This window comes from Serratia sp. CY71090, assembly GCF_052166845.1.
Taxonomy (GTDB): Bacteria; Pseudomonadota; Gammaproteobacteria; order Enterobacterales; family Enterobacteriaceae; genus Serratia; species Serratia nematodiphila.
On the sequence record NZ_JBJNOA010000016.1, the window covers coordinates 20,296 to 43,607 of the forward strand.

The 23,312-nt window shown below is 57.7% G+C and carries 24 protein-coding genes and 1 other annotated feature; of the genes, 23 read left to right on the plus strand and 1 reads right to left on the minus strand.

Features of this window, described 5'->3' with window-relative positions:
• The first annotated feature begins 34 nt into the window (after nucleotides 1-34).
• The 8 genes from thrS (at nucleotide 35) to ihfA (ending at nucleotide 7,324) form a co-directional block, all read left to right on the plus strand.
• Nucleotides 35-1,963 (plus strand): threonine--tRNA ligase, encoded by a 1,929-nt coding sequence (gene thrS, locus ACJ8OK_RS22825; RefSeq protein WP_015377696.1) that lies wholly within the window; start codon nucleotides 35-37, stop codon nucleotides 1,961-1,963.
• Between the two features lie 3 nt (nucleotides 1,964-1,966).
• On the plus strand, nucleotides 1,967-2,518 hold the full coding sequence (gene infC / locus ACJ8OK_RS22830) for a translation initiation factor IF-3 (protein ID WP_048233542.1): 552 nt from the start codon (nucleotides 1,967-1,969) through the stop codon (nucleotides 2,516-2,518).
• 98 nt (nucleotides 2,519-2,616) lie between these two features.
• Nucleotides 2,617-2,814: a 50S ribosomal protein L35 gene (gene rpmI / locus ACJ8OK_RS22835; RefSeq protein ID WP_004931418.1), complete on the plus strand. Its 198-nt coding sequence runs from the start codon at nucleotides 2,617-2,619 to the stop codon at nucleotides 2,812-2,814.
• Nucleotides 2,815-2,857: 43 nt separating this feature from the next.
• A complete protein-coding gene (rplT, locus tag ACJ8OK_RS22840; protein ID WP_004931417.1) occupies nucleotides 2,858-3,214 on the plus strand; it encodes a 50S ribosomal protein L20 in 357 nt (118 codons plus the stop codon).
• 113 nt (nucleotides 3,215-3,327) lie between these two features.
• Nucleotides 3,328-3,450: a sequence feature (Phe leader region), on the plus strand.
• Nucleotides 3,332-3,376 carry a pheST operon leader peptide PheM gene (gene pheM / locus ACJ8OK_RS22845; protein ID WP_121626058.1) on the plus strand — a complete coding sequence of 15 codons (45 nt, stop codon included), beginning with the start codon at nucleotides 3,332-3,334 and terminating at the stop codon, nucleotides 3,374-3,376. (Overlaps the previous feature by 45 nt.)
• A gap of 187 nt (nucleotides 3,451-3,637) precedes the next feature.
• Nucleotides 3,638-4,621: a phenylalanine--tRNA ligase subunit alpha gene (gene pheS, locus ACJ8OK_RS22850; protein ID WP_004931416.1), complete on the plus strand. Its 984-nt coding sequence runs from the start codon at nucleotides 3,638-3,640 to the stop codon at nucleotides 4,619-4,621.
• Nucleotides 4,622-4,635: 14 nt separating this feature from the next.
• Nucleotides 4,636-7,023 carry a phenylalanine--tRNA ligase subunit beta gene (pheT, locus tag ACJ8OK_RS22855; protein WP_033633211.1) on the plus strand — a complete coding sequence of 796 codons (2,388 nt, stop codon included), beginning with the start codon at nucleotides 4,636-4,638 and terminating at the stop codon, nucleotides 7,021-7,023.
• Nucleotides 7,024-7,027: 4 nt separating this feature from the next.
• Nucleotides 7,028-7,324, plus strand: a complete 297-nt coding sequence (gene ihfA, locus ACJ8OK_RS22860; protein ID WP_004931414.1) for an integration host factor subunit alpha — start codon at nucleotides 7,028-7,030, stop codon at nucleotides 7,322-7,324.
• A gap of 189 nt (nucleotides 7,325-7,513) precedes the next feature.
• Here ihfA and ACJ8OK_RS22865 read toward each other — a convergent pair whose 3' ends face one another.
• Nucleotides 7,514-7,645 carry a hypothetical protein gene (locus tag ACJ8OK_RS22865; protein WP_015377698.1) on the minus strand — a complete coding sequence of 44 codons (132 nt, stop codon included), beginning with the start codon at nucleotides 7,643-7,645 and terminating at the stop codon, nucleotides 7,514-7,516.
• A gap of 231 nt (nucleotides 7,646-7,876) precedes the next feature.
• Between ACJ8OK_RS22865 and ACJ8OK_RS22870 the strand changes: the two genes are divergently transcribed.
• The 15 genes from ACJ8OK_RS22870 to ACJ8OK_RS22940 all read left to right on the plus strand — a co-directional run bounded on the left by ACJ8OK_RS22870 (nucleotide 7,877) and on the right by ACJ8OK_RS22940 (nucleotide 23,285).
• Entirely contained in the window at nucleotides 7,877-8,293 is a 417-nt protein-coding gene (locus ACJ8OK_RS22870) for a DUF2502 domain-containing protein (RefSeq protein ID WP_033633210.1), read from the plus strand.
• A 178-nt stretch (nucleotides 8,294-8,471) separates the two neighbouring features.
• Entirely contained in the window at nucleotides 8,472-9,479 is a 1,008-nt protein-coding gene (gene btuC, locus ACJ8OK_RS22875) for a vitamin B12 ABC transporter permease BtuC (RefSeq protein WP_033633209.1), read from the plus strand.
• Between the two features lie 45 nt (nucleotides 9,480-9,524).
• Nucleotides 9,525-10,076, plus strand: coding sequence for a glutathione peroxidase (locus tag ACJ8OK_RS22880; protein ID WP_082997595.1), 552 nt, complete (start codon nucleotides 9,525-9,527; stop codon nucleotides 10,074-10,076).
• Between the two features lie 5 nt (nucleotides 10,077-10,081).
• A complete protein-coding gene (gene btuD / locus ACJ8OK_RS22885) occupies nucleotides 10,082-10,837 on the plus strand; it encodes a vitamin B12 ABC transporter ATP-binding protein BtuD (RefSeq protein WP_033633207.1) in 756 nt (251 codons plus the stop codon).
• A 396-nt stretch (nucleotides 10,838-11,233) separates the two neighbouring features.
• Nucleotides 11,234-12,388 (plus strand): UDP-4-amino-4-deoxy-L-arabinose aminotransferase, encoded by a 1,155-nt coding sequence (gene arnB, locus ACJ8OK_RS22890; RefSeq protein WP_033633206.1) that lies wholly within the window; start codon nucleotides 11,234-11,236, stop codon nucleotides 12,386-12,388.
• On the plus strand, nucleotides 12,375-13,355 hold the full coding sequence (gene arnC / locus ACJ8OK_RS22895) for an undecaprenyl-phosphate 4-deoxy-4-formamido-L-arabinose transferase (protein WP_004931408.1): 981 nt from the start codon (nucleotides 12,375-12,377) through the stop codon (nucleotides 13,353-13,355). The genes arnB and arnC overlap by 14 nt, the downstream gene beginning before the upstream one ends.
• A complete protein-coding gene (gene arnA, locus ACJ8OK_RS22900; RefSeq protein ID WP_060560438.1) occupies nucleotides 13,355-15,337 on the plus strand; it encodes a bifunctional UDP-4-amino-4-deoxy-L-arabinose formyltransferase/UDP-glucuronic acid oxidase ArnA in 1,983 nt (660 codons plus the stop codon). The genes arnC and arnA overlap by 1 nt, the downstream gene beginning before the upstream one ends.
• The gene (gene arnD / locus ACJ8OK_RS22905; protein WP_082997593.1) at nucleotides 15,334-16,239 is read left to right on the plus strand and encodes a 4-deoxy-4-formamido-L-arabinose-phosphoundecaprenol deformylase; all 906 of its coding nucleotides are present in this window, start codon (nucleotides 15,334-15,336) and stop codon (nucleotides 16,237-16,239) included. Before arnA ends, arnD begins: the two co-directional genes overlap by 4 nt.
• Entirely contained in the window at nucleotides 16,236-17,900 is a 1,665-nt protein-coding gene (gene arnT, locus ACJ8OK_RS22910) for a lipid IV(A) 4-amino-4-deoxy-L-arabinosyltransferase (protein WP_033633204.1), read from the plus strand. The genes arnD and arnT overlap by 4 nt, the downstream gene beginning before the upstream one ends.
• Nucleotides 17,897-18,241 carry a 4-amino-4-deoxy-L-arabinose-phosphoundecaprenol flippase subunit ArnE gene (gene arnE, locus ACJ8OK_RS22915; RefSeq protein ID WP_004931404.1) on the plus strand — a complete coding sequence of 115 codons (345 nt, stop codon included), beginning with the start codon at nucleotides 17,897-17,899 and terminating at the stop codon, nucleotides 18,239-18,241. Before arnT ends, arnE begins: the two co-directional genes overlap by 4 nt.
• Nucleotides 18,238-18,630, plus strand: a complete 393-nt coding sequence (arnF, locus tag ACJ8OK_RS22920) for a 4-amino-4-deoxy-L-arabinose-phosphoundecaprenol flippase subunit ArnF (RefSeq protein ID WP_033633203.1) — start codon at nucleotides 18,238-18,240, stop codon at nucleotides 18,628-18,630. Before arnE ends, arnF begins: the two co-directional genes overlap by 4 nt.
• A gap of 176 nt (nucleotides 18,631-18,806) precedes the next feature.
• On the plus strand, nucleotides 18,807-19,271 hold the full coding sequence (locus tag ACJ8OK_RS22925) for an NlpC/P60 family protein (protein WP_016927954.1): 465 nt from the start codon (nucleotides 18,807-18,809) through the stop codon (nucleotides 19,269-19,271).
• 59 nt (nucleotides 19,272-19,330) lie between these two features.
• Nucleotides 19,331-20,344, plus strand: coding sequence for a lipoate--protein ligase A (locus ACJ8OK_RS22930; RefSeq protein WP_004931401.1), 1,014 nt, complete (start codon nucleotides 19,331-19,333; stop codon nucleotides 20,342-20,344).
• Between the two features lie 510 nt (nucleotides 20,345-20,854).
• Nucleotides 20,855-21,586 (plus strand): EAL domain-containing protein, encoded by a 732-nt coding sequence (locus tag ACJ8OK_RS22935; RefSeq protein ID WP_004931399.1) that lies wholly within the window; start codon nucleotides 20,855-20,857, stop codon nucleotides 21,584-21,586.
• 256 nt (nucleotides 21,587-21,842) lie between these two features.
• Nucleotides 21,843-23,285, plus strand: a complete 1,443-nt coding sequence (locus ACJ8OK_RS22940; RefSeq protein ID WP_033633200.1) for a protein adenylyltransferase SelO — start codon at nucleotides 21,843-21,845, stop codon at nucleotides 23,283-23,285.
• Nucleotides 23,286-23,312: the final 27 nt, after the last annotated feature.

Genomic DNA, 23,312 nt, shown 5'->3' on the forward strand with positions numbered 1-23,312 from the left:
CGTGTGGGTCACCACTGTAGATAAGGAATTATTAATGCCTGTTATTACTCTTCCTGACGGTAGTCAGCGTCATTTCGACCACCCCGTTTCCCCGATGGATGTCGCGCGCGATATCGGCCCTGGCCTGGCGAAAGCCTGTATCGCCGGTCGCGTCAATGGCGAACTGGTTGATGCCAGCGATCTGATCGAATCGGATGCGCAGCTGGCCATCATCACCATCAAAGACGAAGACGGTCTGGAAATCATGCGCCACTCCTGCGCGCACCTGCTGGGTCATGCGATCAAGCAGCTGTGGCCGGATACCAAAATGGCGATCGGTCCTGTTATCGACAACGGTTTCTATTATGACGTGGATATCGACCGCACCCTGACGCAGGAAGACCTGGATCTGCTGGAAAAGCGGATGCACGAGTTGGCCGATAAGGATTACGACGTCATCAAGAAGAAGGTCAGCTGGCAAGAAGCCCGCGACACCTTCGCTGAGCGCGGCGAAATCTATAAAGTGGCGATCCTGGATGAGAACATCAGCCATGACGATCGTCCTGGCCTGTATCACCACGAAGAATACATCGACATGTGCCGCGGCCCGCACGTGCCGAACATGCGTTTCTGCCACCATTTCAAGCTGCAGAAAACCTCCGGCGCTTACTGGCGCGGTGACAGCAAAAACAAAATGCTGCAGCGTATCTACGGTACCGCCTGGGCAGACAAGAAGCAGCTGAACGCCTACCTGCAACGCCTGGAAGAGGCGGCCAAACGCGATCACCGCAAGATCGGCAAACAGCTCGACCTGTATCACATGCAGGAAGAAGCGCCGGGCATGGTGTTCTGGCACAACGACGGTTGGACTATCTTCCGCGAGCTGGAAGCCTTCGTGCGCATGAAGCTCAAAGAGTACCAGTACCAGGAAGTGAAAGGTCCGTTCATGATGGACCGCGTGCTGTGGGAAAAAACCGGCCACTGGGAAAACTACAAAGACGCCATGTTCACCACCGCGTCGGAGAACCGTGAATACTGCATCAAGCCGATGAACTGCCCGGGGCACGTGCAGATCTTCAACCAGGGCCTGAAGTCGTACCGCGATTTGCCGCTGCGCATGGGGGAATTCGGCAGCTGCCACCGCAACGAGCCGTCGGGCTCCCTGCACGGCCTTATGCGCGTGCGCGGCTTCACGCAGGATGACGCCCACATCTTCTGTACCGAAGAGCAGGTGCGCGCCGAAGTGAACGAATGCATTCGCATGGTCTATGACGTGTACGGCACTTTCGGTTTCGACAAGATCGCCGTCAAGCTGTCGACTCGCCCGGAAAAGCGCATCGGCACCGACGACATGTGGACCCGTGCGGAAGAAGACCTGGCCGCCGCGCTGACCGAGAACGGCATTCCGTTCGAGTACCAGCCGGGCGAGGGCGCCTTCTACGGACCGAAAATTGAATTTACCCTGCATGATTGTTTGGATCGCGCATGGCAATGTGGTACCGTGCAGCTCGATTTCTTCTTGCCGGGCCGTTTGGGCGCTTCGTATGTTGGCGAAAACAACGATCGCGTCGTGCCGGTAATGATTCACCGCGCCATTTTGGGCTCCATGGAACGCTTCATCGGTATCCTTACCGAAGAATACGCCGGGTTCTACCCGACCTGGATCGCTCCGGTGCAGGTGGTGGTGATGAATATCACCGACAGCCAGTCTGATTACGTCCAGCAATTGACCAAAAAACTGCAGGATGCAGGTATTCGCGTGAAAGCGGACTTGAGAAATGAGAAGATTGGCTTTAAAATTCGCGAACATACTTTACGTCGAGTCCCTTACATGTTGGTGTGCGGCGACAAAGAGGTCGAAGCCGGCAAAGTTGCCGTTCGTACCCGCCGTGGCAAAGACTTGGGAAGCCTGGACGTAAACGAAGTCGTAGACAAGCTGCTGAAAGAGATTCGCAGCCGTAGTCTTCATCAACTGGAGGAATAAAGTATTAAAGGCGGAAAACGAGTTCAACCGGCGCGTCCTAATCGCATTAACAGAGAAATTCGCGCGCAAGAAGTTCGCCTAACCGGCGTCGATGGCGAGCAGATTGGTATTGTCAGTCTGAATGAAGCTCTTGAAAAAGCTGAGGAAGCGGGCGTTGATTTAGTAGAAATCAGCCCAAATGCCGAACCGCCAGTTTGCCGAATCATGGATTACGGCAAATTCCTCTACGAGAAGAGCAAGTCGACGAAAGAACAGAAGAAGAAGCAAAAAGTTATTCAGGTCAAGGAAATCAAATTCCGTCCTGGCACCGATGATGGCGACTATCAGGTCAAACTACGCAACCTGATTCGCTTTCTGGAAGATGGCGATAAAGCCAAAATCACCCTGCGTTTCCGTGGGCGTGAGATGGCGCACCAGCAGATCGGTATGGAAGTGCTTAACCGCGTCCGTAAAGACCTGTGTGAAGATATGGATCTGGCAGTGGTCGAATCCTTCCCTACGAAGATCGAAGGCCGCCAGATGATTATGGTGCTCGCTCCTAAGAAGAAACAGTAAGGCTTACAAGTAATGGAACCCGCGCGGCGCTTGCGCTGTGTGGGTTTTATTCGCCCAACTGATTCGTTGTTTAACAATGCGAAGTGGATTTAATTAAAATGCCAAAGATTAAAACTGTACGTGGTGCAGCCAAGCGCTTCAAAAAAACCGGCAGCGGTGGTTTTAAGCGTAAACATGCCAACCTGCGTCATATTCTGACCAAAAAAGCAACCAAGCGTAAACGTCACCTGCGTCCGAAAGGCATGGTGTCTAAAAACGATCTGGTCCTGGTTACCGCGTGCCTGCCGTACGCATAAGCCATTTTTTTTGAATTTAGAATAAGACTTTAGGAGAGAGCATATGGCTCGCGTAAAACGTGGTGTAATTGCACGCGCACGTCACAAGAAAATCATGAAGCAGGCGAAAGGTTACTACGGTGCCCGTTCGCGCGTATATCGTGTTGCCTTCCAGGCAGTAATCAAAGCAGGTCAGTATGCTTACCGTGACCGTCGTCAACGTAAGCGTCAGTTCCGTCAGCTGTGGATTGCACGTATCAACGCAGCTGCTCGTCAGAACGGTCTGTCTTACAGCAAGTTCATCAACGGCTTGAAAAAAGCCTCGATCGAAATTGACCGTAAGATCCTGGCTGACATCGCAGTCTTCGACAAAGTGGCCTTCGGCGCACTGGTTGAGAAAGCGAAAGCAGCTCTGGCGTAAGTCAGTTGAAGAGGGAGCTTGCTCCCTCTTTTAATCTTTGTTTTCAGCGACAAATATTGACTTTTATTGCCCGCCGCTATATCACTGGTGGACAATTATCGACAAGGTACCGCAATCATGCACGCAGCTATTTTTCGTTTCTTTTTTTACTTTAGCGCCTGATTTCAGGAGGCTTTGCGCGTAAGAAAAGAAACGAAAAGTAGCGCCTAAGCCTCCCTCGTGGAGGCTTTTTTGTTTTTGGCCATCGCCTTGCCTTGCACATTGTTGTGGCGAGGGCGGCAGACACTCAGTCGGCCCTGTGCCGCGCAGGTGAGTCGCTTGGCCGACAACGCATTGAAAAGTCTTTGAAGATTGCTCAAAGGCGTGTTCGAATAATAGATAACAATTACTTAGGGCCATCCCGGCCAGAGGAAGAGGAAAGCAATGCCACATCTCGCAGAGCTGGTTGCCAATGCCAAGGCAGCCGTAGAAGATGCCCAGGATGTTGCCGCGTTAGATTTGGTACGCGTCGAATATTTTGGCAAGAAAGGTCATTTCACCTTGCAGATGCAGTCTCTGCGTGACGTACCGGCGGAAGACCGTCCGGCGGCCGGCGCGGTGATCAACCAGGCCAAGCAAGAGGTGCAGGACGCCCTGAACGCGCGTAAGAACGCGCTGGAAAGCGCCGCGCTGAACGCGCGCCTGGCGGCTGAAACCATCGACGTTTCCCTGCCGGGCCGTCGCATGGAGAACGGCGGCCTGCATCCGGTGACCCGCACCATCGACCGTATCGAAACCTTCTTCGGCGAGTTGGGCTTTTCCGTTGCCACCGGCCCGGAGATTGAAGACGATTACCATAACTTCGACGCGCTGAACATTCCAGGGCATCACCCGGCGCGCGCCGACCACGATACCTTCTGGTTCGACGCCACACGCCTGCTGCGCACCCAGACTTCCGGCGTGCAGATCCGCACCATGAAGAACCAACAGCCGCCGATCCGTATCATTGCGCCGGGCCGCGTTTACCGTAACGACTACGATCAGACTCACACCCCGATGTTCCACCAGATGGAAGGGCTGATCGTCGATAAAGACATCAGCTTCACCAACCTGAAGGGCACGCTGCACGATTTCCTGAACAACTTCTTTGAAGAAGACCTGCAGGTTCGTTTCCGTCCGTCCTACTTCCCATTCACCGAGCCGTCCGCTGAAGTGGACGTGATGGGCAAGAACGGCAAGTGGCTGGAAGTGCTGGGCTGCGGCATGGTACATCCGAACGTGCTGCGCAACGTCGGCATCGATCCGGAAGTTTACTCCGGCTTCGCCTTTGGCATGGGCATGGAGCGCCTGACGATGCTGCGTTACGGCGTCACCGACCTGCGCGCATTCTTCGAAAACGATCTGCGTTTCCTCAAACAGTTTAAGTAAGGCGGGAATATCACATGAAATTCAGTGAACTCTGGTTGCGCGAGTGGGTAAACCCGGCCATCAGCAGCGAAGCATTATCCGATCAAATCACCATGGCCGGCCTGGAAGTGGACGGCGTGGATCCGGTTGCCGGCGCGTTTAACGGCGTTGTGGTGGGGGAAGTGGTCGAGTGCGGTCAGCACCCGAACGCCGACAAACTGCGCGTCACTAAAGTTAACGTGGGCGGCGATCGTTTGCTCGACATCGTCTGCGGCGCGCCGAACTGCCGTACCGGCCTGAAAGTGGCGGTCGCCACCGTGGGCGCGGTGCTGCCGGGCGATTTCAAAATCAAAGCCGCCAAGCTGCGCGGCGAGCCTTCGGAAGGCATGCTGTGCTCGTTCTCCGAGCTGGGCATTTCCGACGATCATGACGGTATCATCGAGTTGCCGCTGGATGCGCCGATCGGCACCGACATCCGTGACTACCTGAAACTGAATGACAACACCATCGAGATCAGCGTTACCCCGAACCGCGCCGACTGCCTGGGTATCATCGGCGTCGCGCGCGACGTGGGCGTACTGAACCAGGTGGCGCTGACCGAGCCGGATATGAGCCCGGTGGCTGCCACCATCGACGCCACGCTGCCGATCCGCGTTGACGCGCCGCAGGCCTGCCCGCGTTATCTGGGCCGTGTGGTGAAAGGCATCGACGTCAAGGCGCCAAGCCCGCTGTGGATGCGTGAAAAGCTGCGTCGCTGCGGCATCCGCTCCATCGATGCGGTGGTTGACGTCACCAACTATGTGCTGCTGGAGCTTGGCCAGCCGATGCACGCTTTCGATCTGAGCCGCATCGACGGCGGCATCGTGGTGCGCATGGCGGAAGAAGGCGAAACACTGAGGCTGCTGGACGGCAGTGAAGCCAAACTGAACGCCGACACCTTAGTGATCGCCGATCATCAAAAAGCGTTGGCGATGGGGGGCATCTTCGGCGGCGAGCATTCTGGCGTCAACGGGGAAACTCAGGACGTGCTGCTGGAATGCGCCTTCTTCAGCCCGCTGTCGATCACCGGCCGCGCGCGTCGTCACGGCCTGCACACCGATGCTTCTCACCGCTATGAGCGCGGTGTCGATCCGGCGCTGCAGTACAAAGCGATGGAACGCGCCACGCGCCTGCTGCTCGATATTTGCGGCGGTCAGGCCGGCCCAATTATCGACGTGACCCACGAGAACGAACTGCCGAAGCGCGCCACCATCACGCTGCGCCGCGAGAAACTGGATCGCCTGATCGGCCACGTGGTGCCAAGCGAGCAGGTCAGTGACATTCTGCGCCGCCTGGGTTGCCAGGTGACCGAGCAGGGCGACAGCTGGCAAGCGGTCGCGCCAAGCTGGCGTTTCGATATGGAGATCGAAGAGGATCTGGTGGAAGAAGTGGCGCGCGTTTACGGCTACGACAACATCCCGGATGTGCCGGTGCGCGCCGATCTGGTGATGACCCAGCATCGCGAAGCCGATCTGACGCTGAAGCGCGTGAAGACCATGCTGGTCGATCACGGTTATCAGGAAGCGATCACCTACAGCTTCGTCGATCCGAAGGTGCAGGCGCTGCTGCACCCGAATGAAGAAGCGCTGATCCTGCCAAGCCCGATTTCGGTAGAAATGTCGGCGATGCGCCTGTCGCTGTGGACCGGCCTGCTGTCTGCGGTGGTGTATAACCAGAACCGCCAGCAGACGCGTCTGCGCCTGTTCGAAAGCGGCCTGCGCTTTGTGCCTGATAGTGCGGCAGATCTGGGTATCCGTCAGGATGTCATGCTGGCGGGCGTGATCGCCGGCCATACGCACGATGAACATTGGGATCTGGCGCGCAAGCCCGTCGACTTCTATGATTTAAAAGGGGATCTGGAGTCCGTCCTCGAGCTGACCGGTAAATTATCCGAAATTCAGTTCCGGGCGGAAGCCAATCCGGCCCTGCATCCAGGGCAAAGTGCGGCGATTTATTTGCACGGCGAACGCGTAGGTTTCATCGGTGTGGTTCACCCGGAACTTGAACGTAAACTGGATCTTAACGGCCGCACCGTGGTGTTTGAACTGGAGTGGAACAAGCTTGCGAGCCGCGCCGTGCCTCAGGCGCGGGAGATTTCGCGCTTCCCGGCAAACCGCCGTGATATCGCCATTGTGGTGGCTGAAAACGTCCCCGCAGAAGATATTTTGGCCGAGTGTAAGAAAGTTGGCGCAAATCAGGTAGTTGGCGTAAACTTGTTTGACGTGTACCGTGGCAAGGGCGTGGCAGAAGGTGACAAGAGCCTGGCTATCAGTCTGGTATTGCAGGATACCGCTCGTACACTGGAAGAAGAGGAGATAGCCGCTACCGTTGCAAAATGCGTAGAGGCTCTAAAACAGCGATTCCAAGCATCCTTGAGGGATTGAACCTATGGCGCTTACTAAAGCTGAAATGTCAGAACACCTGTTTGAGAAGCTTGGGCTTAGCAAACGGGACGCCAAAGACCTGGTGGAACTGTTCTTTGAAGAGGTCCGTCGGGCTCTTGAGAATGGCGAACAGGTAAAACTGTCGGGTTTTGGCAACTTTGATCTGCGTGACAAGAACCAACGTCCGGGGCGTAACCCGAAGACCGGCGAAGACATTCCGATTACGGCGCGCCGTGTGGTGACCTTCCGTCCGGGGCAGAAGCTGAAAAGCCGGGTAGAAAACGCCAGCCCGAAAGGGTGAGTGACGTGACATCAAAAAAGGCCGCTTGCGCGGCCTTTTTCTTTTCTGAGACAAAATTCAGCCCATTCCTAATGGGCAATGCATGAATTAAGATTATTCATTAAATCACCTCGGCGAAAATTTATTTAATCTCAATTACGGAGTATTCTTATATCTTATTTTATGTGGTGAGCAGCCATATTTGTTGTTTCAATAACGGCCGTAATAATGGCCAGGGCCATCGCCGCGGTGGCCACCGCCCCCGTGCGGGCCCCAGCAGCAGGCGCTCAGGGTTGAGGCCAGGGCTACAACGGTCAGCAGCATACCGATACGTTTAATCATCTTATAATCCTCCGGTGGAAATCCATTTAACTATAATTGCCGCGCCGCTTGAGAGACGTCAGTTATTCGTTAAATCTTGTCAGTGGTTATGATAATTAAAGGTGGCTGCAAACAGTGTAGGGATTGTGTAAGGCCGTCGAAAACAATCTGAAAATAGGCATCGGTGAGATAGTCGTTAAATAAGCACGCTGATATAACCACTGCAGCAAGAAAATAGAGTGAGAAGGTGAAATGAAAAAGATCCTGTTGCTGGTGTGTTTCCCGCTGTTGCTGCCGCTGGCGGCGAAGGCCGATGTCTCCGTCGATATCAACGTGCCGGGCGTTTCTCTGCATCTGGGGGATCAGGACCGTCGCGGCTACTACTGGGATGGCTACGACTGGCGTCCACCGCAGTGGTGGCATGCGCACCAGGGTCGCGGCCTGGGTGAGCGCAATGCGCGCGGTATGTACTGGGACGGCGGACGCTGGCAACCTTCGCCGCCGCGTGGCTATGAGCATCGTGGGCCGGAACGCAGCGGCAATCCATTCCACGGCGATCGCGATAGTGGCGACCACGACCGCCGTCATGACGATCGCGGTGACCATGACCGCCGCGATGGCGGCCGCGGCCAACCTTATCCACCGGGCAACTCCGGCTCGCATCGTTAATCCCTGAGTTTATCGGCGGCTGGTTTTGCCATCATTGTTGCGATGACGGGCAAGGCCAGCTGCTGCTTTCCTGAGCCACTATCCACGCAAGACTTCCCCTTGCGGCGTTAACCCCCTAATATTCGACTCAAACGTCAATTATCCGGCCACGACAGCGGCCGGCAGGGAACCGCCGCGCATGCCAACCAGCCGTACCTTCACCTTACTGTTGCAACATCAACGCTACCGCGATAAACGCCAGCTCAGTCTGTTGGCGCTGGGCGTGGCGGTGGCGTTGCTGGTCAGCCTTTGCGCCGGCGACCAATGGATATGGCCGTCAGAGTGGTTCAGCGATCGAGCGCAACTGTTTGTTTGGCAACTGCGTTTGCCGCGCGCGCTGGCGGTGATGCTGGTCGGCGCCGCCTTGGCGGTGGCGGGCGCGGTGATGCAGGCGCTGTTTGAAAATCCTCTGGCGGAGCCCGGTCTGCTGGGCGTCGCTAACGGCGCCGGCGTAGCGCTGGTGCTGACGGTGTTGTTGGGGCACGGTTTGTTGCCGGTGGCGCTGATGAGCGCCGCCGCGATAGCCGGTGCGCTGGCGATGACCTTCTTGCTGCTGGGCTTCGCTCGCCGGCGACGTCTGACCAATGCACGGCTGTTGCTGGTCGGCGTGGCGCTGGGCATCGTGTGCAGCGCGCTGATGACCTGGGCGGTCTATTTCAGCACCAGCCTCGATCTGCGGCAGCTGATGTACTGGATGATGGGCGGTTTCGGCGGCGTTGACTGGCGCCAAAAGTGGCTGGTGCTGGCGCTGCTGCCGGTGTTGCTGTGGCTGTGTGGCCAGGGCCGAGCGCTCAACCTGATGGCGCTGGGCGAGGTGCAGGCGCGCCAGCTCGGGCTGTCGCTGCATGTGTGGCGTAACCTGCTGGTGCTGGCGATCGGCTGGCTGGTTGGCGTCAGCGTGGCGCTAGCCGGGGTGATCGGCTTCGTTGGGCTGGTGATCCCGCATATTTTGCGGCTCACCGGCCTGACAGACCAGCGCTATCTGCTGCCGGCCTGCGCGCTGGCGGGGGCCGGGGTGTTGCTGGTGGCCGATGTGATCGCCCGCGTTGCGCTGCTGGCGGCCGAGCTGCCGATCGGCGTGGTGACAGCCACGCTGGGGGCGCCGCTATTTATCTGGTTACTGACCCGGACAAAAGGCGTAAGGTAGTTTTCTTCATTCACCTGCCATTAAAAAACCAAAGGATGACAACCGATGAACAAGCCAATCGACAACCTGCCGTTACAAACCATCGAAAATCAGACGACCACGCTGGGTGCCTATCAGGGCAAGGTGCTGCTGGTGGTCAACGTGGCCTCGGAGTGCGGCCTGACCAAGCAGTACGAAGGGCTGGAAGCGCTGTACGAAACCTATCGCGATCGGGGGCTGGAAGTCCTGGGGTTCCCGTCCAATGAATTCCTGGGCCAGGAGCCGGGCAGCAACGAAGAGATCCTGGCGTTTTGCCGCGGCACCTTCGGCGTGCAATTCCCAATGTTTGCCAAGATTGAGGTGAACGGCGAACACCGTCATCCGCTGTACCAAGCGTTGATTGCCGCACAGCCGGAGGCCGTCGCGCCGGAAGGCAGCGAGTTCCTGGCGCGGATGGCCAGCAAAGGGCGTGCGCCGAAGCATCCCGGCGATATTCTGTGGAACTTCGAGAAATTCCTTATCGCGCGCGACGGCACGGTGATCCAGCGCTTCTCGCCTGACACCACACCTGAGGATCCGGCGCTGGTGGCGGCGGTGAAACAAGCGCTGGCAGGATAATACGGATGCTGCAACTCGTTGAGGTTGGGGTGGCGGGGCGCCTGGCGCCTTTTTCGGCACAGATTGACGGCGGGTTGCAGGTTCACCTGATCGGCCCAAATGGCGCAGGGAAGAGTACCCTGCTGGCGCGGGTGGCGGGCATGCTGCCGGGGCGGGGCGAAGTCTGCCTGGACGGACGCGCGCTCTCCGATTATCCGGGGAGCGAGCTGGCGCGCCGACGCGGTTATCTCAGCCAGCAACAGCCGCCGGTGTCGCTGATGCCGGTGTTTCAGTATTTGGCGTTGCACCGGCCTGCCGGCGCGGCGCAAACCGAGGTGGAACACACCATCCTCTATCTGTGCCAGCGGTTGAAGCTGGTGGATAAACTGTCACGCATGCTGACACAGCTTTCCGGTGGAGAATGGCAACGGGTGCGGCTGGCGGCGGTATTGCTGCAGGTGTGGCCCAGCGTTAACCCGCACAGCCGATTGTTGTTGCTGGATGAACCAACCAATAGCCTGGATGTGGCGCAAAAGGTCGCGCTGGATCGCCTGCTGCGCGAATTTTGCCAAAGTGGGCGCAGCGCGCTGGTGTGCGCGCACGATCTGAATCATACCCTGCAGCAGGCCGATCGGGTTTGGTTGCTGCACGCTGGGCAGTTGGTCGCGCAGGGCATCACCCGTGAGGTGATGGCGCCCGCACTGTTGTCGCAGATCTATGAAGTGGATTTCCACCTGCAATGGGTGGGGAGCCAGCGTTGGATCATGACCCGCACGGCTTAATTCGCCCTGGGGTATAAATATAAACGAAAACTAAACGTAGTGAATATAAATAGCCGGGTAGTCATCGGCTATTATTGTGCTGCCTCTCATTTTCTTGTGAGTTTTCTTGAAAAACGTCAATGACGTGCTACGCTTGATTCGGCAAAAATAAAATAATTAAATAATTATTAATAAATATAATTACCTGATTTACATAATAAATTTAAATTAATGATGACAGCGCCTATCCATCAGTTCTCTTACTGATGACAAGCCTCGTCTTAAGGTTTAGTTAAGCTTGCACCCTTACATTGGCAGTTAATCCACGGAAACGATTCTTCTCTGGCGTTTAATATTCGTTAAACGAAAGGGATTTACAGTGTCATCAAAAGCAGTTCGATACGTTTGGGGTTAACTATGGATCAATTTTTGCCTTTCTCTCGTCCGGCCATCGGCGACGAAGAAATCGCCGCGGTAGAGAAAGTGTTGCGTTCCGGCTGGATCACTACCGGGCCGCAAAACCAGCAACTGGAAAATGACTTCTGTTCCACTTTCGGCTGTAAGTACGCCATCGCCGTCAGTTCCGCCACGGCGGGTATGCACATCACGCTGATGGCGCTGGGCATCGGGCCCGGCGACGAAGTCATCACCCCTTCGCAAACCTGGGTTTCTACCCTCAACATGATCGAACTGCTGGGCGCTACGCCGGTGATGATCGACGTTGACCGTGAGACCTTGATGGTCAGCGCCGCCGATGTCGAGGCTGCCATCACCCCCAAAACCAAAGCGATTGTTCCGGTGCATTATGCCGGTGCTCCCCTGCAGATGGATGCGCTGCGCGCCGTGGCCGAACGCCACCGCTTACCGCTGATCGAAGACGCTGCCCACGCGGTCGGCACGCGCTACAACGGCGAATGGGTCGGCGCACGCGGCACGGCGATTTTCTCTTTCCATGCGATTAAAAACGTGACCTGCGCCGAAGGCGGTCTGATCGCCACCGATGACGATGCGTTGGCGGATCGCCTGCGTTGTCTGAAGTTCCATGGTCTGGCCGTCGATGCCTTCGATCGCCAGCAGCTAGGCCGCAAACCGCAGGCCGAAGTGGTGGAGCCGGGTTACAAGTACAACCTGTCCGACATTCACGCGGCGATCGCCGTGGTGCAGCTGTCGCGCTTCGCTGAGCTGAACGCACGGCGTAAGGCGCTGGCACAGCGCTACCTGAGCGCGTTGGAAGGCTCGCCGTTCCAACCGTTGGGCGTGCCGGATTATCCGCATGACCACGCCTGGCACCTGTTCATGGTCCGCGTCGATCCGGCGCGTTGCGGCATCGATCGCGACCAGCTGATGGAGCGCCTGAAAGAGGTTGGCGTCGGCACCGGGCTGCATTTCCGCGCCGCGCACACCCAGAAATTCTACCGTGAGCGTTATCCACAGCTTTCTTTGCCGAATACCGAATGGAACTCGGCGCGGCTGTGCACCTTACCGCTATTCCCTGACATGACCGACGCCGACGTGGATCGCGTGGTCAATGCCTTGTCTTCTGTTGTGGAGTCTTTACGTGTCTCGCGTTGAACCGATTAAAAAAGTGTCGGTAGTCATTCCGGTATACAACGAGCAGGAAAGCCTGCCGGCGTTGCTGGAGCGTACTACTGCCGCCTGTAAGCAGTTATCTCAACCTTATGAAATCATCCTTGTCGACGATGGCAGCAGCGACAACTCCGCTGACATGCTGACCGCGGCGGCGGAAAAGCCGGACAGCCACGTGATCGCCGTTTTGCTGAACCGCAACTACGGCCAGCACTCGGCGATCATGGCCGGTTTCAACCAGGTGACCGGCGATCTGGTGATTACGCTGGACGCCGATCTGCAGAACCCGCCGGAGGAGATCCCTCGTTTGGTCAGCGTGGCGGAAGAGGGCTATGACGTGGTGGGCACCGTGCGCGCCAACCGTCAGGACTCCTGGTTCCGCAAAAGCGCCTCGCGCGTGATCAACATGATGATTCAACGCGCCACCGGCAAGTCGATGGGGGACTACGGCTGCATGCTGCGCGCCTACCGTCGTCATATCGTTGAGGCGATGCTGCACTGTCATGAGCGCAGCACCTTTATCCCGATTCTGGCGAACACCTTCGCCCGCCGTACCACCGAGATCGACGTGCGCCACGCTGAGCGCGAGTTTGGCGACTCCAAGTACAGCCTGATGAAGCTGATCAACCTGATGTATGACCTGATCACCTGCCTGACCACTACGCCGCTGCGTTTGCTCAGCGTGGTCGGCAGCGTCGTGGCGCTGTCCGGGTTTGTGCTGGCGCTGGTGCTGATTGCGCTGCGTCTGCTGCTCGGCCCTGAATGGGCCGCCGGCGGCGTGTTCACCCTTTTCGCCGTCCTGTTCACCTTTATCGGCGCCCAGTTTGTCGGCATGGGGCTGTTGGGTGAATACATCGGCCGTATCTATACCGACGTGCGTGCGCGTCCTCGCTATTTTGTTCAGAAAGTGGTCGGTGCACAGCATGACCACAATACTCAGGAAGAAGAATGATGAAAGCTATTGTATTTGCTTACCATGATATTGGCTGCGCAGGTCTGAAAGCGCTGACTGAGGCGGGTTATGACGTGCAGGCCGTGTTCACGCACACCGACGACCCTGGTGAGAACAACTTCTTCTCCTCTGTGGCCCGTTTGGGCGCCGAATTGGATCTGCCGGTCTATGCGCCGGAAGACGTAAATCACCCGCTGTGGGTTGACCGCATTCGCGCACTGCAGCCGGACGTGATCTTCTCGTTCTATTACCGCCACATGCTGAGCGACGAGATCTTGTCGCTGGCGCCGCAGGGCAGTTTCAACCTGCACGGCTCGTTGCTGCCGCGTTACCGCGGCCGCGCGCCGGTGAACTGGGCGCTGGTGAATGGCGAAACCGAAACCGGCGCCACGCTGCACAAAATGGTGAAACGCCCGGACGCCGGTGACATCGTCGGTCAGCAGAAAGTGACCATCGCAGACAACGACACTGCGCTGACGCTGCACAAAAAAGTGCTGGAAGCCGCGCAGATCGTGTTGAAAGAGCAGCTGCCGAAGCTGAAGAACGGCACCGCCACCTTCACCAAGCAGGATGAGTCTCAGGCCAGCTACTTCGGTCGCCGCACCCCGGCGGACGGTGAGATCCTGTGGCACAAATCCGCCAAAGAGATCAACAACCTGGTGCGCGCCGTCACCGAGCCGTACCCGGGTGCCTTCAGCTACCTCGGTCAGCGCAAGCTGATCGTCTGGCGCTCTCGCGTGCTGGACACCCAACACGATAAACAGCCGGGCACCGTGCTGAGCACCTCGCCGCTGGTCATCGCCTGTGGCGAAGGTGCGCTGGAGATCGTCGCCGGTCAGAACGACAGCGGTCTGTATGTGCAGGGCAGCCGCCTGGCGCAGGAAATGGGTATCGTCACCGACGTGCGTTTGGCCGCCAAGCCGAATGCCGTAATGAAACGCCGCACCCGCGTGCTGATCCTCGGGGTTAACGGCTTCATCGGCAACCACCTGACTGAGCGCCTGCTGCGCGATGACCGCTACGACATCTACGGTCTGGATATCGGTTCCGACGCCATCAGCCGCTTCCTCGACAACCCGCGTTTCCACTTTGTGGAAGGCGACATCAGCATCCACTCCGAGTGGATCGAGTATCACATCAAGAAATGCGACGTGGTGCTGCCGCTGGTGGCGATCGCGACGCCGATCGAATACACCCGTAACCCGCTGCGCGTGTTCGAGCTGGACTTCGAAGAGAATCTGAAGATCGTTCGCGACTGCGTGAAATACAACAAGCGCATCATCTTCCCGTCCACCTCAGAAGTGTATGGCATGTGCGACGATAAAGAGTTCGACGAAGACCATTCGCGTCTGATCGTCGGGCCAATCAACAAGCAGCGCTGGATCTATTCGGTCTCCAAACAGCTGCTGGATCGGGTGATCTGGGCTTACGGCGCCAAAGAAGGCCTGAAGTTCACGCTGTTCCGTCCGTTCAACTGGATGGGGCCGCGCCTGGATAACCTGGACGCTGCGCGCATCGGCTCTTCCCGCGCCATCACCCAGTTGATCCTCAACCTGGTGGAAGGTTCGCCGATCAAACTGATGGACGGCGGCGCGCAGAAACGTTGCTTCACCGACATCAACGACGGCATCGAAGCGCTGTTCCGCATCATCGAGAACCGCGACGGCCTGTGCGACGGCCAGATCGTCAACATCGGCAACCCGACCAACGAAGCGAGCATTCGCGAGCTGGCGGAAATGCTGCTGGAAAGCTTCAACAACCACCCGTTGCGCGATCGCTTCCCGCCGTTTGCCGGCTTCAAGGACGTAGAGAGCAGCAGCTACTACGGCAAAGGTTACCAGGACGTCGAGCACCGCACGCCGAGCATCAAAAACGCTCACCGCCTGCTGGGCTGGCAGCCGACCATCGAGATGAAGCAAACCGTCGCCGATACGCTGGACTACTTCCTGCGCACAACCGTTCAGGAAGGGAACGGTGCATGAAGAAAGTCGGTCTGCGGGTTGATGTAGATACCTTCAGCGGCACCCGTGAAGGGGTGCCGCAGTTGCTGGACCTGTTCGAAAAGTACGACATTCAGGCCAGCTTCTTCTTCAGCGTGGGACCGGACAACATGGGGCGCCATCTTTGGCGCCTTTTGCGTCCGAAATTTCTGTGGAAAATGCTGCGTTCGAACGCCGCCTCGCTGTACGGCCTGGATATTCTGCTGGCCGGCACCGCCTGGCCGGGGCGCAATATTTCGCGCGCGTTGGGGCCGCTGATGAAGCGCACCGCCGAAGCCGGCCATGAAGTCGGGCTGCACGCCTGGGATCACCAGGGCTGGCAGGCCAAGGTCGGCAAGTGGAGCGAGGCGCAATTGACCGAGCAGGTGCAATTGGGCGTCGACGCCCTGAGCGCCTGCATCGGCCAGCCGGTGAAATGCTCCGCCGTGGCGGGCTGGCGCGCCGATACGCGCGTGCTGGAGGTCAAGCAGCGCTTCGGCTTCCATTACAACAGCGATTGCCGCGGCACTCATCCGTTCCGTCCGGTGCTGAGCGACGGGCGTCACGGTACGGTGCAGATCCCGGTGACGTTGCCGACCTTCGATGAAGTGATTGGCAGCGAAGTCAGTATGGCCGACTTCAACGACTATATTCTGCGCGCCATCGAGAACGATCGCGGCGTGCCGGTGTACACCATTCACACCGAAGTGGAAGGCATGTCGCAGACGGCGATGTTCGAACAGTTATTGCAACGCGCACAGCGGCAGGGCATCGAATTCTGTCCGCTGAGCGCGCTGTTACCGCAAGATTTGGCGTCACTGCCGTTGGGCCGCATCAAGCGCGCTCCTTTCCCCGGCCGCGAAGGTTGGCTGGGTTGTCAAACCGATGTGAAGGACGTTACATGAAGGCGCTAAAAGGATCCTGGGCCATTCTGCTGGCCGTTTTTTTTGCTCTGGTTTACCTGATCCCGCTTAATGGCCGCCTGCTGTGGCAGCCGGACGAGACGCGTTATGCCGAGATCAGCCGTGAAATGCTGCAGCGCGGCGATTGGGTGGTGCCGCATCTGCTGGGGCTGCGCTATTTCGAGAAGCCGGTAGCGGGTTACTGGTTCAATAACATCAGCCAATGGCTGTTCGGCGAAAACAACTTTGCGGTGCGCTTCGGCTCGGTGTTCAGCACCGGCATGACCGCCTTGCTGGTGTTCGCGCTGGCGATGCTGATGTGGCGCAATGCGCGCCGCGCCAGCCTGGCGGCGCTGATGTTCCTGTCGATGGTGCTGGTGTTCAGCATCGGCACTTACAGCGTGTTGGATCCGATGATTTCGCTGTGGCTGGCGGCGGCGATGGTCAGCTATTACCTGACGCTGAAGGCCTCTTCGGTCAAGGGTAAGCTGGGCGCCTACGCCTTGTTGGGCCTGGCCTGCGGCATGGGCTTTATGACCAAGGGCTTCCTGGCGCTGGCGGTGCCGGTGATCGCGGTGATCCCGATCGTCATTCAGCAACGCCGCATCAAGGATCTGCTGTGCTATGGCCCGGTGGCGATCGTGACCGCTACGCTGCTCAGCCTGCCGTGGGCGCTGGCGATCGCGCAACGCGAACCCGATTTCTGGAATTATTTTTTCTGGGTCGAGCATATTCAGCGTTTCGCCGAAGATAATGCTCAACACAAGGCGCCGTTCTGGTATTACCTGCCGGTTCTGCTGGCGGCGGTGCTGCCTTGGCTGGCGCTGCTGCCCGGCGCGCTGCTCAAAGGTTGGCGCGAGCGCGTACAGCGTCCGGAGCTGTTCTTCCTGCTGAGCTGGGCGCTGATGCCGCTGATCTTCTTCAGCATCGCCAAAGGCAAGCTGCCGACCTACATTCTGCCGTGCATGGCGCCGCTGGCGCTGCTGATGGCCGCTTATGCGGAAGACTATGCCGCCACGCTGCGCGCCAGGCTGTTCAAGGCCAACGCCTGGTTGAACGGCCTGTTCGGGGGGATCGGCATCGTGGCGCTGGTGGTGTTAAGCTCCGGCCTGCTGCCGAAAGCGCATCTGTTTACTCCCCAGGAGTGGCCGAAAGTGGTGCTCGGCCTGATCGCCTTCGGCGGCTGGCTGCTGTTCGCACTGGTTTCTGCGCGCGATAACGGCCGCCAATGGCGCTGGGCGGCGGCTTGCCCGGTGCTGCTGTGCCTGGTGATCGGTTACGCCATCCCGCAACAGGTGACCGATTCCAAACTGCCGCAAAACTTCGTCCGCGCCACGATGGCCGAACTGAGCGACAGCCGCTATGTGTTGAGCGACAGCGTCGGATTGGCGGCCGGCCTGGCCTGGGAGCTGAAGCGCAGCGACGTGCTGATGTACAGCCAGAAAGGCGAGGTGGCCTATGGTCTGGAGTATCCGGACGCCAAGGGGCACCTGATCAGCGATGCCGACTTCCCGCAGTGGCTGGCGCAGGCGCGCAAGCAGGGCAATGTGTCGCTGGTGTTGCAGCTGTCCCGCGGCGAAGCGCTGCCGCAGGAGCTGCCGGCCGCAGACAAGGTGGATCGTATGAACCGCCTGGTGCTGATGTGGTATAAACAGCAACCATGATCGGTTTTTTGTTGGTGATAGTGGTCAGCCTGCTCACCTGTGGTGGGCAGCTGTGCCAGAAACAGGCGGCGCACTGCTGGGAACGGGCGGACGAGGCGCGGCTGAAACAGACGCTGCGCTGGTTGGCGCTGGCGGTGTTGCTGTTGGGGCTGGGCATGGCGGTGTGGCTCAATGTGTTGCAACGCCTGCCGCTCAGCCTGGCTTACCCGATGCTCAGCCTGAACTTCGTGATGGTGACGCTGGCGGCGCGCTGGCTGTTTCATGAGCCGACAACCGTTCGCCACTGGTGCGGCGTGGCGTCGATTATGCTGGGGATCCTGCTGATGAGCGTGCATTCATGAGGGGCTATGCCTGGGGCGCCGCCAGCGTGTTGCTGGTGACGCTGGCGCAGTTGCTGATGAAGTGGGGCATGGTGCAAATCCCGCTGATGTCGTTCGCCGACGTCTCGTTGGCGCTGATCGGCGACTACTGGCTGCCGCTGCTGGCGGTGAGCGGTGGCATCTTCGGTTATGCGCTGTCGATGCTGTGTTGGTTCTTTGCGCTGCGCCATCTGCCGTTAAACCGCGCTTATCCTCTGCTGAGCGTCAGCTATGCGTTGGTTTACCTGGCGGCGGTGATCCTGCCGTGGTTTAACGAATCCGCTACGCTGCTGAAAACGTTGGGCACGCTGTTTATTCTGTTCGGCGTCTGGCTGATTAACAGCAAACCCGAGACAAAATCGCCGGAATAGCGCCAAAACCGGCGATCCCGCCATTATCTCCCTTATGGCGCTTGCCTTTTTCACCGTGCGGGAGATAAATTAACGCCAAATGGCGCTCTCCTTACGTGATGCCGGCTTTGCCTCGCAGGCGGTGTGGTGGTGTACCGGATGGCATAATGCGGCGACGTGTTCAATGAAGGGATATTATGCGGATGCGTGTGTGGTTTTTATTAGCCAGTTTGATCCTCGCCGGGTGTAGCAGCCATGCGCCGCCGCCCAGCGGCCGCCTCGCGGACTCTATCGTGGTGGTGGCCCAGCTCAACGAACAGTTGCGCCAATGGTACGGCACGCCATACCGTTACGGCGGTCTGGATCGCGGCGGCGTAGACTGTTCCGGCTTTGTTTACCGCACGTTCCGCGATCGCTTCGACATGCAACTGCCGCGTTCGACCGAAGAACAGACCTCACTGGGCACCAAGGTTTCACGCGATGAGCTGATGCCGGGCGATCTGGTGTTTTTCAAGACCGGCGGCGGTGAGAACGGCCTGCACGTCGGCATTTACGATACCAACGACCAATTTATCCACGCGTCGACCAGCCGCGGGGTGATCCGCTCCTCGCTCGATAACGTCTACTGGAAGCGGGTGTACTGGCAGGCGCGACGCATTTAGCCTTAACCCGTTGATTTGGTGTATCATGGCGGCATCTCGTGTTTTGAACGGTGCCTGCCATGAACAGCCTGCGTTTATTGATCTCCGACTCCTACGATCCCTGGTTCAACCTGGCGGTGGAAGAGTGCATCTTCCGCGAAATGACCACGCAAAAAATTCTCTTCCTGTGGCGCAATGCCGAAACGGTGGTGATTGGCCAGTCGCAGAACCCCTGGAAAGAGTGCAATACCCGGCGTATGGAGCAGGACGGCATTCGATTGGCGCGGCGCAGCAGCGGCGGCGGGGCGGTATTTCACGATCTGGGCAATACCTGCTTCACCTTTATGGCCGGCAAACCGGGCTACGACAAGAGCGTCTCGACCGACATCATTCTGCAAGCGCTGCGGCAGTTGGGCGTCACAGCCGGCGCGTCGGGGCGCAACGATCTGGTGATGGAAACCGCCGACGGGCCGCGCAAAATATCCGGCTCGGCCTATCGAGAAACGCAGGATCGCGGTTTCCACCATGGCACGCTGCTGCTGAATGCCGATCTGGAACGGCTGGCGGACTACCTGAACCCGGATCCCAAAAAGCTGCAGGCCAAGGGTATCACTTCGGTGCGTTCGCGCGTCGCCAACCTGGCGGAGTTTTTGCCGGGCATCAGCCATGAGCAGGTATGCGACGCTATCGTGCAGGCCTTCTTCGCCCACTATGGCGAAACGGCCGAGCCGGAGATCATTTCGCCGGATGTATTCCCCGATCTGCCCGATTTTGCCGCGCAGTTCGCCAAACAGAGCAGTTGGGAATGGAATTTTGGCAAGGCGCCGGCGTTCAGCCACTTGCTCAACGAACGCTTTGTCTGGGGCGGCGTAGACCTGTTCTTTGATGTGGAGAAGGGGGCGATCGTTCGCGCGCAGGTATTCACCGACAGCCTGAATCCCGCCCCGCTGCAGCGGTTGGCGGAGATGCTGGTGGGCTGCGCGTATCGAAGCGAGCCCGTTGCCGCTTGCTGTGACCGGCTGATGGCGGACTATCCTCAGCAGGCGGCCGAATTAGCCGAGCTGCGGCAATGGCTGAGCGAAACGATCCGCTAGCGCAGGCCAGGTGATGAAGGGATGAGCGTGCTCATCCCTTTTTTTATCGCTGAAATCGACGTTTTGCAGGGTGGTAGCGCAGATTTTCTGAAAATCAAGGTGGGCATTTTTTTTCGTTTTCAATGCCGCGAATAACGGGCGGAATTGATGCGTTATTAAATTTAATCAGTCGTCGTTAACGGCAGGGAAAATTGGCGTTAAGAAGGAAAGATTATTTTACTTTATTTAGGATTTTTCTTAAATAAAACAAAGGAGATAAGTCAAATTTAGCCATAAATCCATTCAACTTAAGTCAAATACCTTTTCGCATAACGCGTTTGGCGGCTACCTTGGCATAAGTCCGGCTGCTTTTCTTTGCGCCTTTTACGATTGTCGTATAGCTTTAATCTATCAATTAAATGATATTTCATGGGTATTTACATTGATATTTCCGATTAATCCCAGAGGGATTGATCGATAAAATGTATTGATATACGATGATACGCTAGCCATTCATCCTGTGGCATTAAAATGAACATCCAACTCGAAGCTGACTTTATTAGTAGCTATGTTTTTCAACCTGTTTACTCAATGGAGGGCGGGCTGTTGGCGGTGGAAATGTTGAGCCGTTTCAACAGTCTCGACGGTGATTTAGCCATGCCGGCCGAAATTGGGATTAATTTATTGGCGCCTGAACAAAGGATTGAGTTATTTAATGAGCAACTGAAACTTGCGGAGCAGCATGCGGCTTGGTTTACCGATAACAACGTACAGTTGACCATCAATATCGAAGAAACCATCGTTGAGCTTATTCTTTCCGATTCGGCGTTGTGCCAAAGGATCGGGCAATATCCTTTTATTGCATTTGAAATGAGTGAGAGTTTTCCGAATCTTTCGGCCGGTAAGAACAACCCGAGCGTGCGGCGATTAAGCGAAATGTTTACGCTGTGGCTCGATGATTTCGGTTCTGGTAAGGCCACGTTGACCGCGTTGTACGATGGTTTGTTTGACTACGTAAAGATAGACAAACGTTTTTACTGGCAGCTGTTTACCCATCAGGGGTATGACGTGGTCATTGACTCGTTGTTAAAGAATATCAACCTGTTATGTAACGGCGTGATCGTCGGAGGAATAGAGAAAAAAGAGTATTTTAATAAACTCAGATACGCCGGTGTTTTAGGCCTGCAAGGTTTTTTATGGCCCAGCGTTGGTGTGGATAATCTGCAAGCTTTGCTGACGATGCCCAGCGAGTTCAATAATTAAGAAGTGATATAAAAAACTACACCCTATGAGGTAAATAATGCGCGGGGTGAGGTTAACGTGATTCCGCCGTCGTTATTCACCTCGTTTGGGGCTGATAATCGCGTTTGTCCGCCAGCGTTAAACCGCGTTCCCACCGCCAGGCGGAAGCGCCAAACTCCCTGCATCCGTCCTGACGGCAGGCGGATGCGTTCTCCCTGCATTCCTTCGGTGTTAATCCGCCCGTTCACGCTCTACACTACGCTGAAACGGAGGGCCTATGCCGCAGTTCGATAACGCTTACTACCAACAGTTACCTGGTTTCTACACCGCTCTGAATCCGACGCCGCTCAAGGATACGCGCCTGCTGTACCATAGCGAGCCGCTGGCGCGCGAGCTGGGGCTGGATGAAAGTTGGTTTACTCAGGATAAAACCCCGATTTGGGCGGGAGAAACGCTGCTGCCGGGCATGCAGCCGCTGGCGCAGGTGTACAGTGGCCACCAGTTCGGCGTGTGGGCCGGGCAACTGGGCGATGGCCGCGGCATTTTGCTGGGCGAACAGGTCATGGCGGACGGCAGCCACCGCGACTGGCACCTGAAGGGCGCCGGGCTGACGCCGTATTCACGCATGGGTGATGGCCGCGCGGTGCTGCGTTCGGTGATCCGCGAGTTTCTGGCCTCTGAGGCGTTGCACCATCTGGGGATCCCCACCACGCGTGCGTTAACTATTGTCACCAGTCAACAACCGGTATTTCGCGAGCAGCCGGAACGCGGCGCGATGCTGCTGCGGGTGGCGGAAAGCCATGTGCGCTTCGGCCACTTCGAACACTTTTACTACCGCAAACAGCCGGAGCAGGTGCGGCAGCTGGCGGATTTTGTCATCGCCCGTCACTGGCCGCAGCTGCAGGATCAGGCCGATCGCTATCTGTTGTGGTTTACCGACGTGGTCGAACGCACGGCGCGCCTGATCGCCCATTGGCAAACCGTCGGCTTCGCCCACGGCGTGATGAATACCGACAACATGTCGATTCTCGGCATCACCATCGATTACGGCCCTTACGGCTTCCTCGATGACTACCAGCCCGGCTATATCTGTAACCATTCCGACCATCAAGGGCGTTATGCCTTTGATAATCAGCCGGCGGTGGCGCTGTGGAACCTGCATCGCCTGGCGCAAACCTTGTCTGGGCTGATGACCACTGAACAGCTGCAGCAGGCGCTGGCGGCGTATGAACCGGCGCTGATGCGCGCTTACGGTGAACAGATGCGTGCCAAACTCGGCTTCTTCACGCCGACGGCGCAGGATAATGACGTGCTCACCGGCCTGTTGAGCCTGATGGCGCAGGAAGGGCGGGACTATACCCGCACGTTCCGCCTGTTGAGCGAGACCGAACAGCAGCAGGCGCAGTCGCCGCTGCGCGACGAGTTTATTGACCGTACGGCGTTCGATGCCTGGTATCAGCAGTATCGTCAGCGTTTGCAACAGGAGCAGGTGAGCGATGCGGATCGGCAACGATCGATGAAGGCGGTGAACCCGCGCCTGATCCTGCGCAACTATCTGGCGCAGCAGGCGATTGAGGATGCGGAGAAAGACGACGTGGGCCGTTTGCGGCGGTTGCATCAGGCCCTGTTGCGGCCGTTCGACGAGGCGCCGGAGTATGACGATCTCGCCGCGCTGCCGCCGGACTGGGGCAAGCATCTGGAGATTTCCTGCTCCAGCTGAGATGAAAAAGGGCGCTTAATGGCGCCC

What these genes read in the sequence shown, in the direction of transcription:
- btuC (WP_033633209.1), top strand. Translation starts at nt 8,472, where the DNA reads ATGCCAACCAGCCGTACCTTCACCTTACTGTTGCAACATCAACGCTAC.
- arnT (WP_033633204.1), top strand. Translation starts at nt 16,236, where the DNA reads ATGAAGGCGCTAAAAGGATCCTGGGCCATTCTGCTGGCCGTTTTTTTT.
- ACJ8OK_RS22925 (WP_016927954.1), top strand. Translation starts at nt 18,807, where the DNA reads ATGCGGATGCGTGTGTGGTTTTTATTAGCCAGTTTGATCCTCGCCGGG.
- arnD (WP_082997593.1), top strand. Translation starts at nt 15,334, where the DNA reads ATGAAGAAAGTCGGTCTGCGGGTTGATGTAGATACCTTCAGCGGCACC.
- ihfA (WP_004931414.1), top strand. Translation starts at nt 7,028, where the DNA reads ATGGCGCTTACTAAAGCTGAAATGTCAGAACACCTGTTTGAGAAGCTT.
- ACJ8OK_RS22935 (WP_004931399.1), top strand. Translation starts at nt 20,855, where the DNA reads ATGAACATCCAACTCGAAGCTGACTTTATTAGTAGCTATGTTTTTCAA.
- rplT (WP_004931417.1), top strand. Translation starts at nt 2,858, where the DNA reads ATGGCTCGCGTAAAACGTGGTGTAATTGCACGCGCACGTCACAAGAAA.
- ACJ8OK_RS22940 (WP_033633200.1), top strand. Translation starts at nt 21,843, where the DNA reads ATGCCGCAGTTCGATAACGCTTACTACCAACAGTTACCTGGTTTCTAC.
- ACJ8OK_RS22870 (WP_033633210.1), top strand. Translation starts at nt 7,877, where the DNA reads ATGAAAAAGATCCTGTTGCTGGTGTGTTTCCCGCTGTTGCTGCCGCTG.
- ACJ8OK_RS22930 (WP_004931401.1), top strand. Translation starts at nt 19,331, where the DNA reads ATGAACAGCCTGCGTTTATTGATCTCCGACTCCTACGATCCCTGGTTC.
- arnB (WP_033633206.1), top strand. Translation starts at nt 11,234, where the DNA reads ATGGATCAATTTTTGCCTTTCTCTCGTCCGGCCATCGGCGACGAAGAA.
- btuD (WP_033633207.1), top strand. Translation starts at nt 10,082, where the DNA reads ATGCTGCAACTCGTTGAGGTTGGGGTGGCGGGGCGCCTGGCGCCTTTT.
- arnE (WP_004931404.1), top strand. Translation starts at nt 17,897, where the DNA reads ATGATCGGTTTTTTGTTGGTGATAGTGGTCAGCCTGCTCACCTGTGGT.
- pheS (WP_004931416.1), top strand. Translation starts at nt 3,638, where the DNA reads ATGCCACATCTCGCAGAGCTGGTTGCCAATGCCAAGGCAGCCGTAGAA.
- pheT (WP_033633211.1), top strand. Translation starts at nt 4,636, where the DNA reads ATGAAATTCAGTGAACTCTGGTTGCGCGAGTGGGTAAACCCGGCCATC.
- ACJ8OK_RS22865 (WP_015377698.1), bottom strand. Translation starts at nt 7,645, where the DNA reads ATGATTAAACGTATCGGTATGCTGCTGACCGTTGTAGCCCTGGCCTCA.
- rpmI (WP_004931418.1), top strand. Translation starts at nt 2,617, where the DNA reads ATGCCAAAGATTAAAACTGTACGTGGTGCAGCCAAGCGCTTCAAAAAA.
- thrS (WP_015377696.1), top strand. Translation starts at nt 35, where the DNA reads ATGCCTGTTATTACTCTTCCTGACGGTAGTCAGCGTCATTTCGACCAC.
- ACJ8OK_RS22880 (WP_082997595.1), top strand. Translation starts at nt 9,525, where the DNA reads ATGAACAAGCCAATCGACAACCTGCCGTTACAAACCATCGAAAATCAG.
- arnF (WP_033633203.1), top strand. Translation starts at nt 18,238, where the DNA reads ATGAGGGGCTATGCCTGGGGCGCCGCCAGCGTGTTGCTGGTGACGCTG.
- arnA (WP_060560438.1), top strand. Translation starts at nt 13,355, where the DNA reads ATGAAAGCTATTGTATTTGCTTACCATGATATTGGCTGCGCAGGTCTG.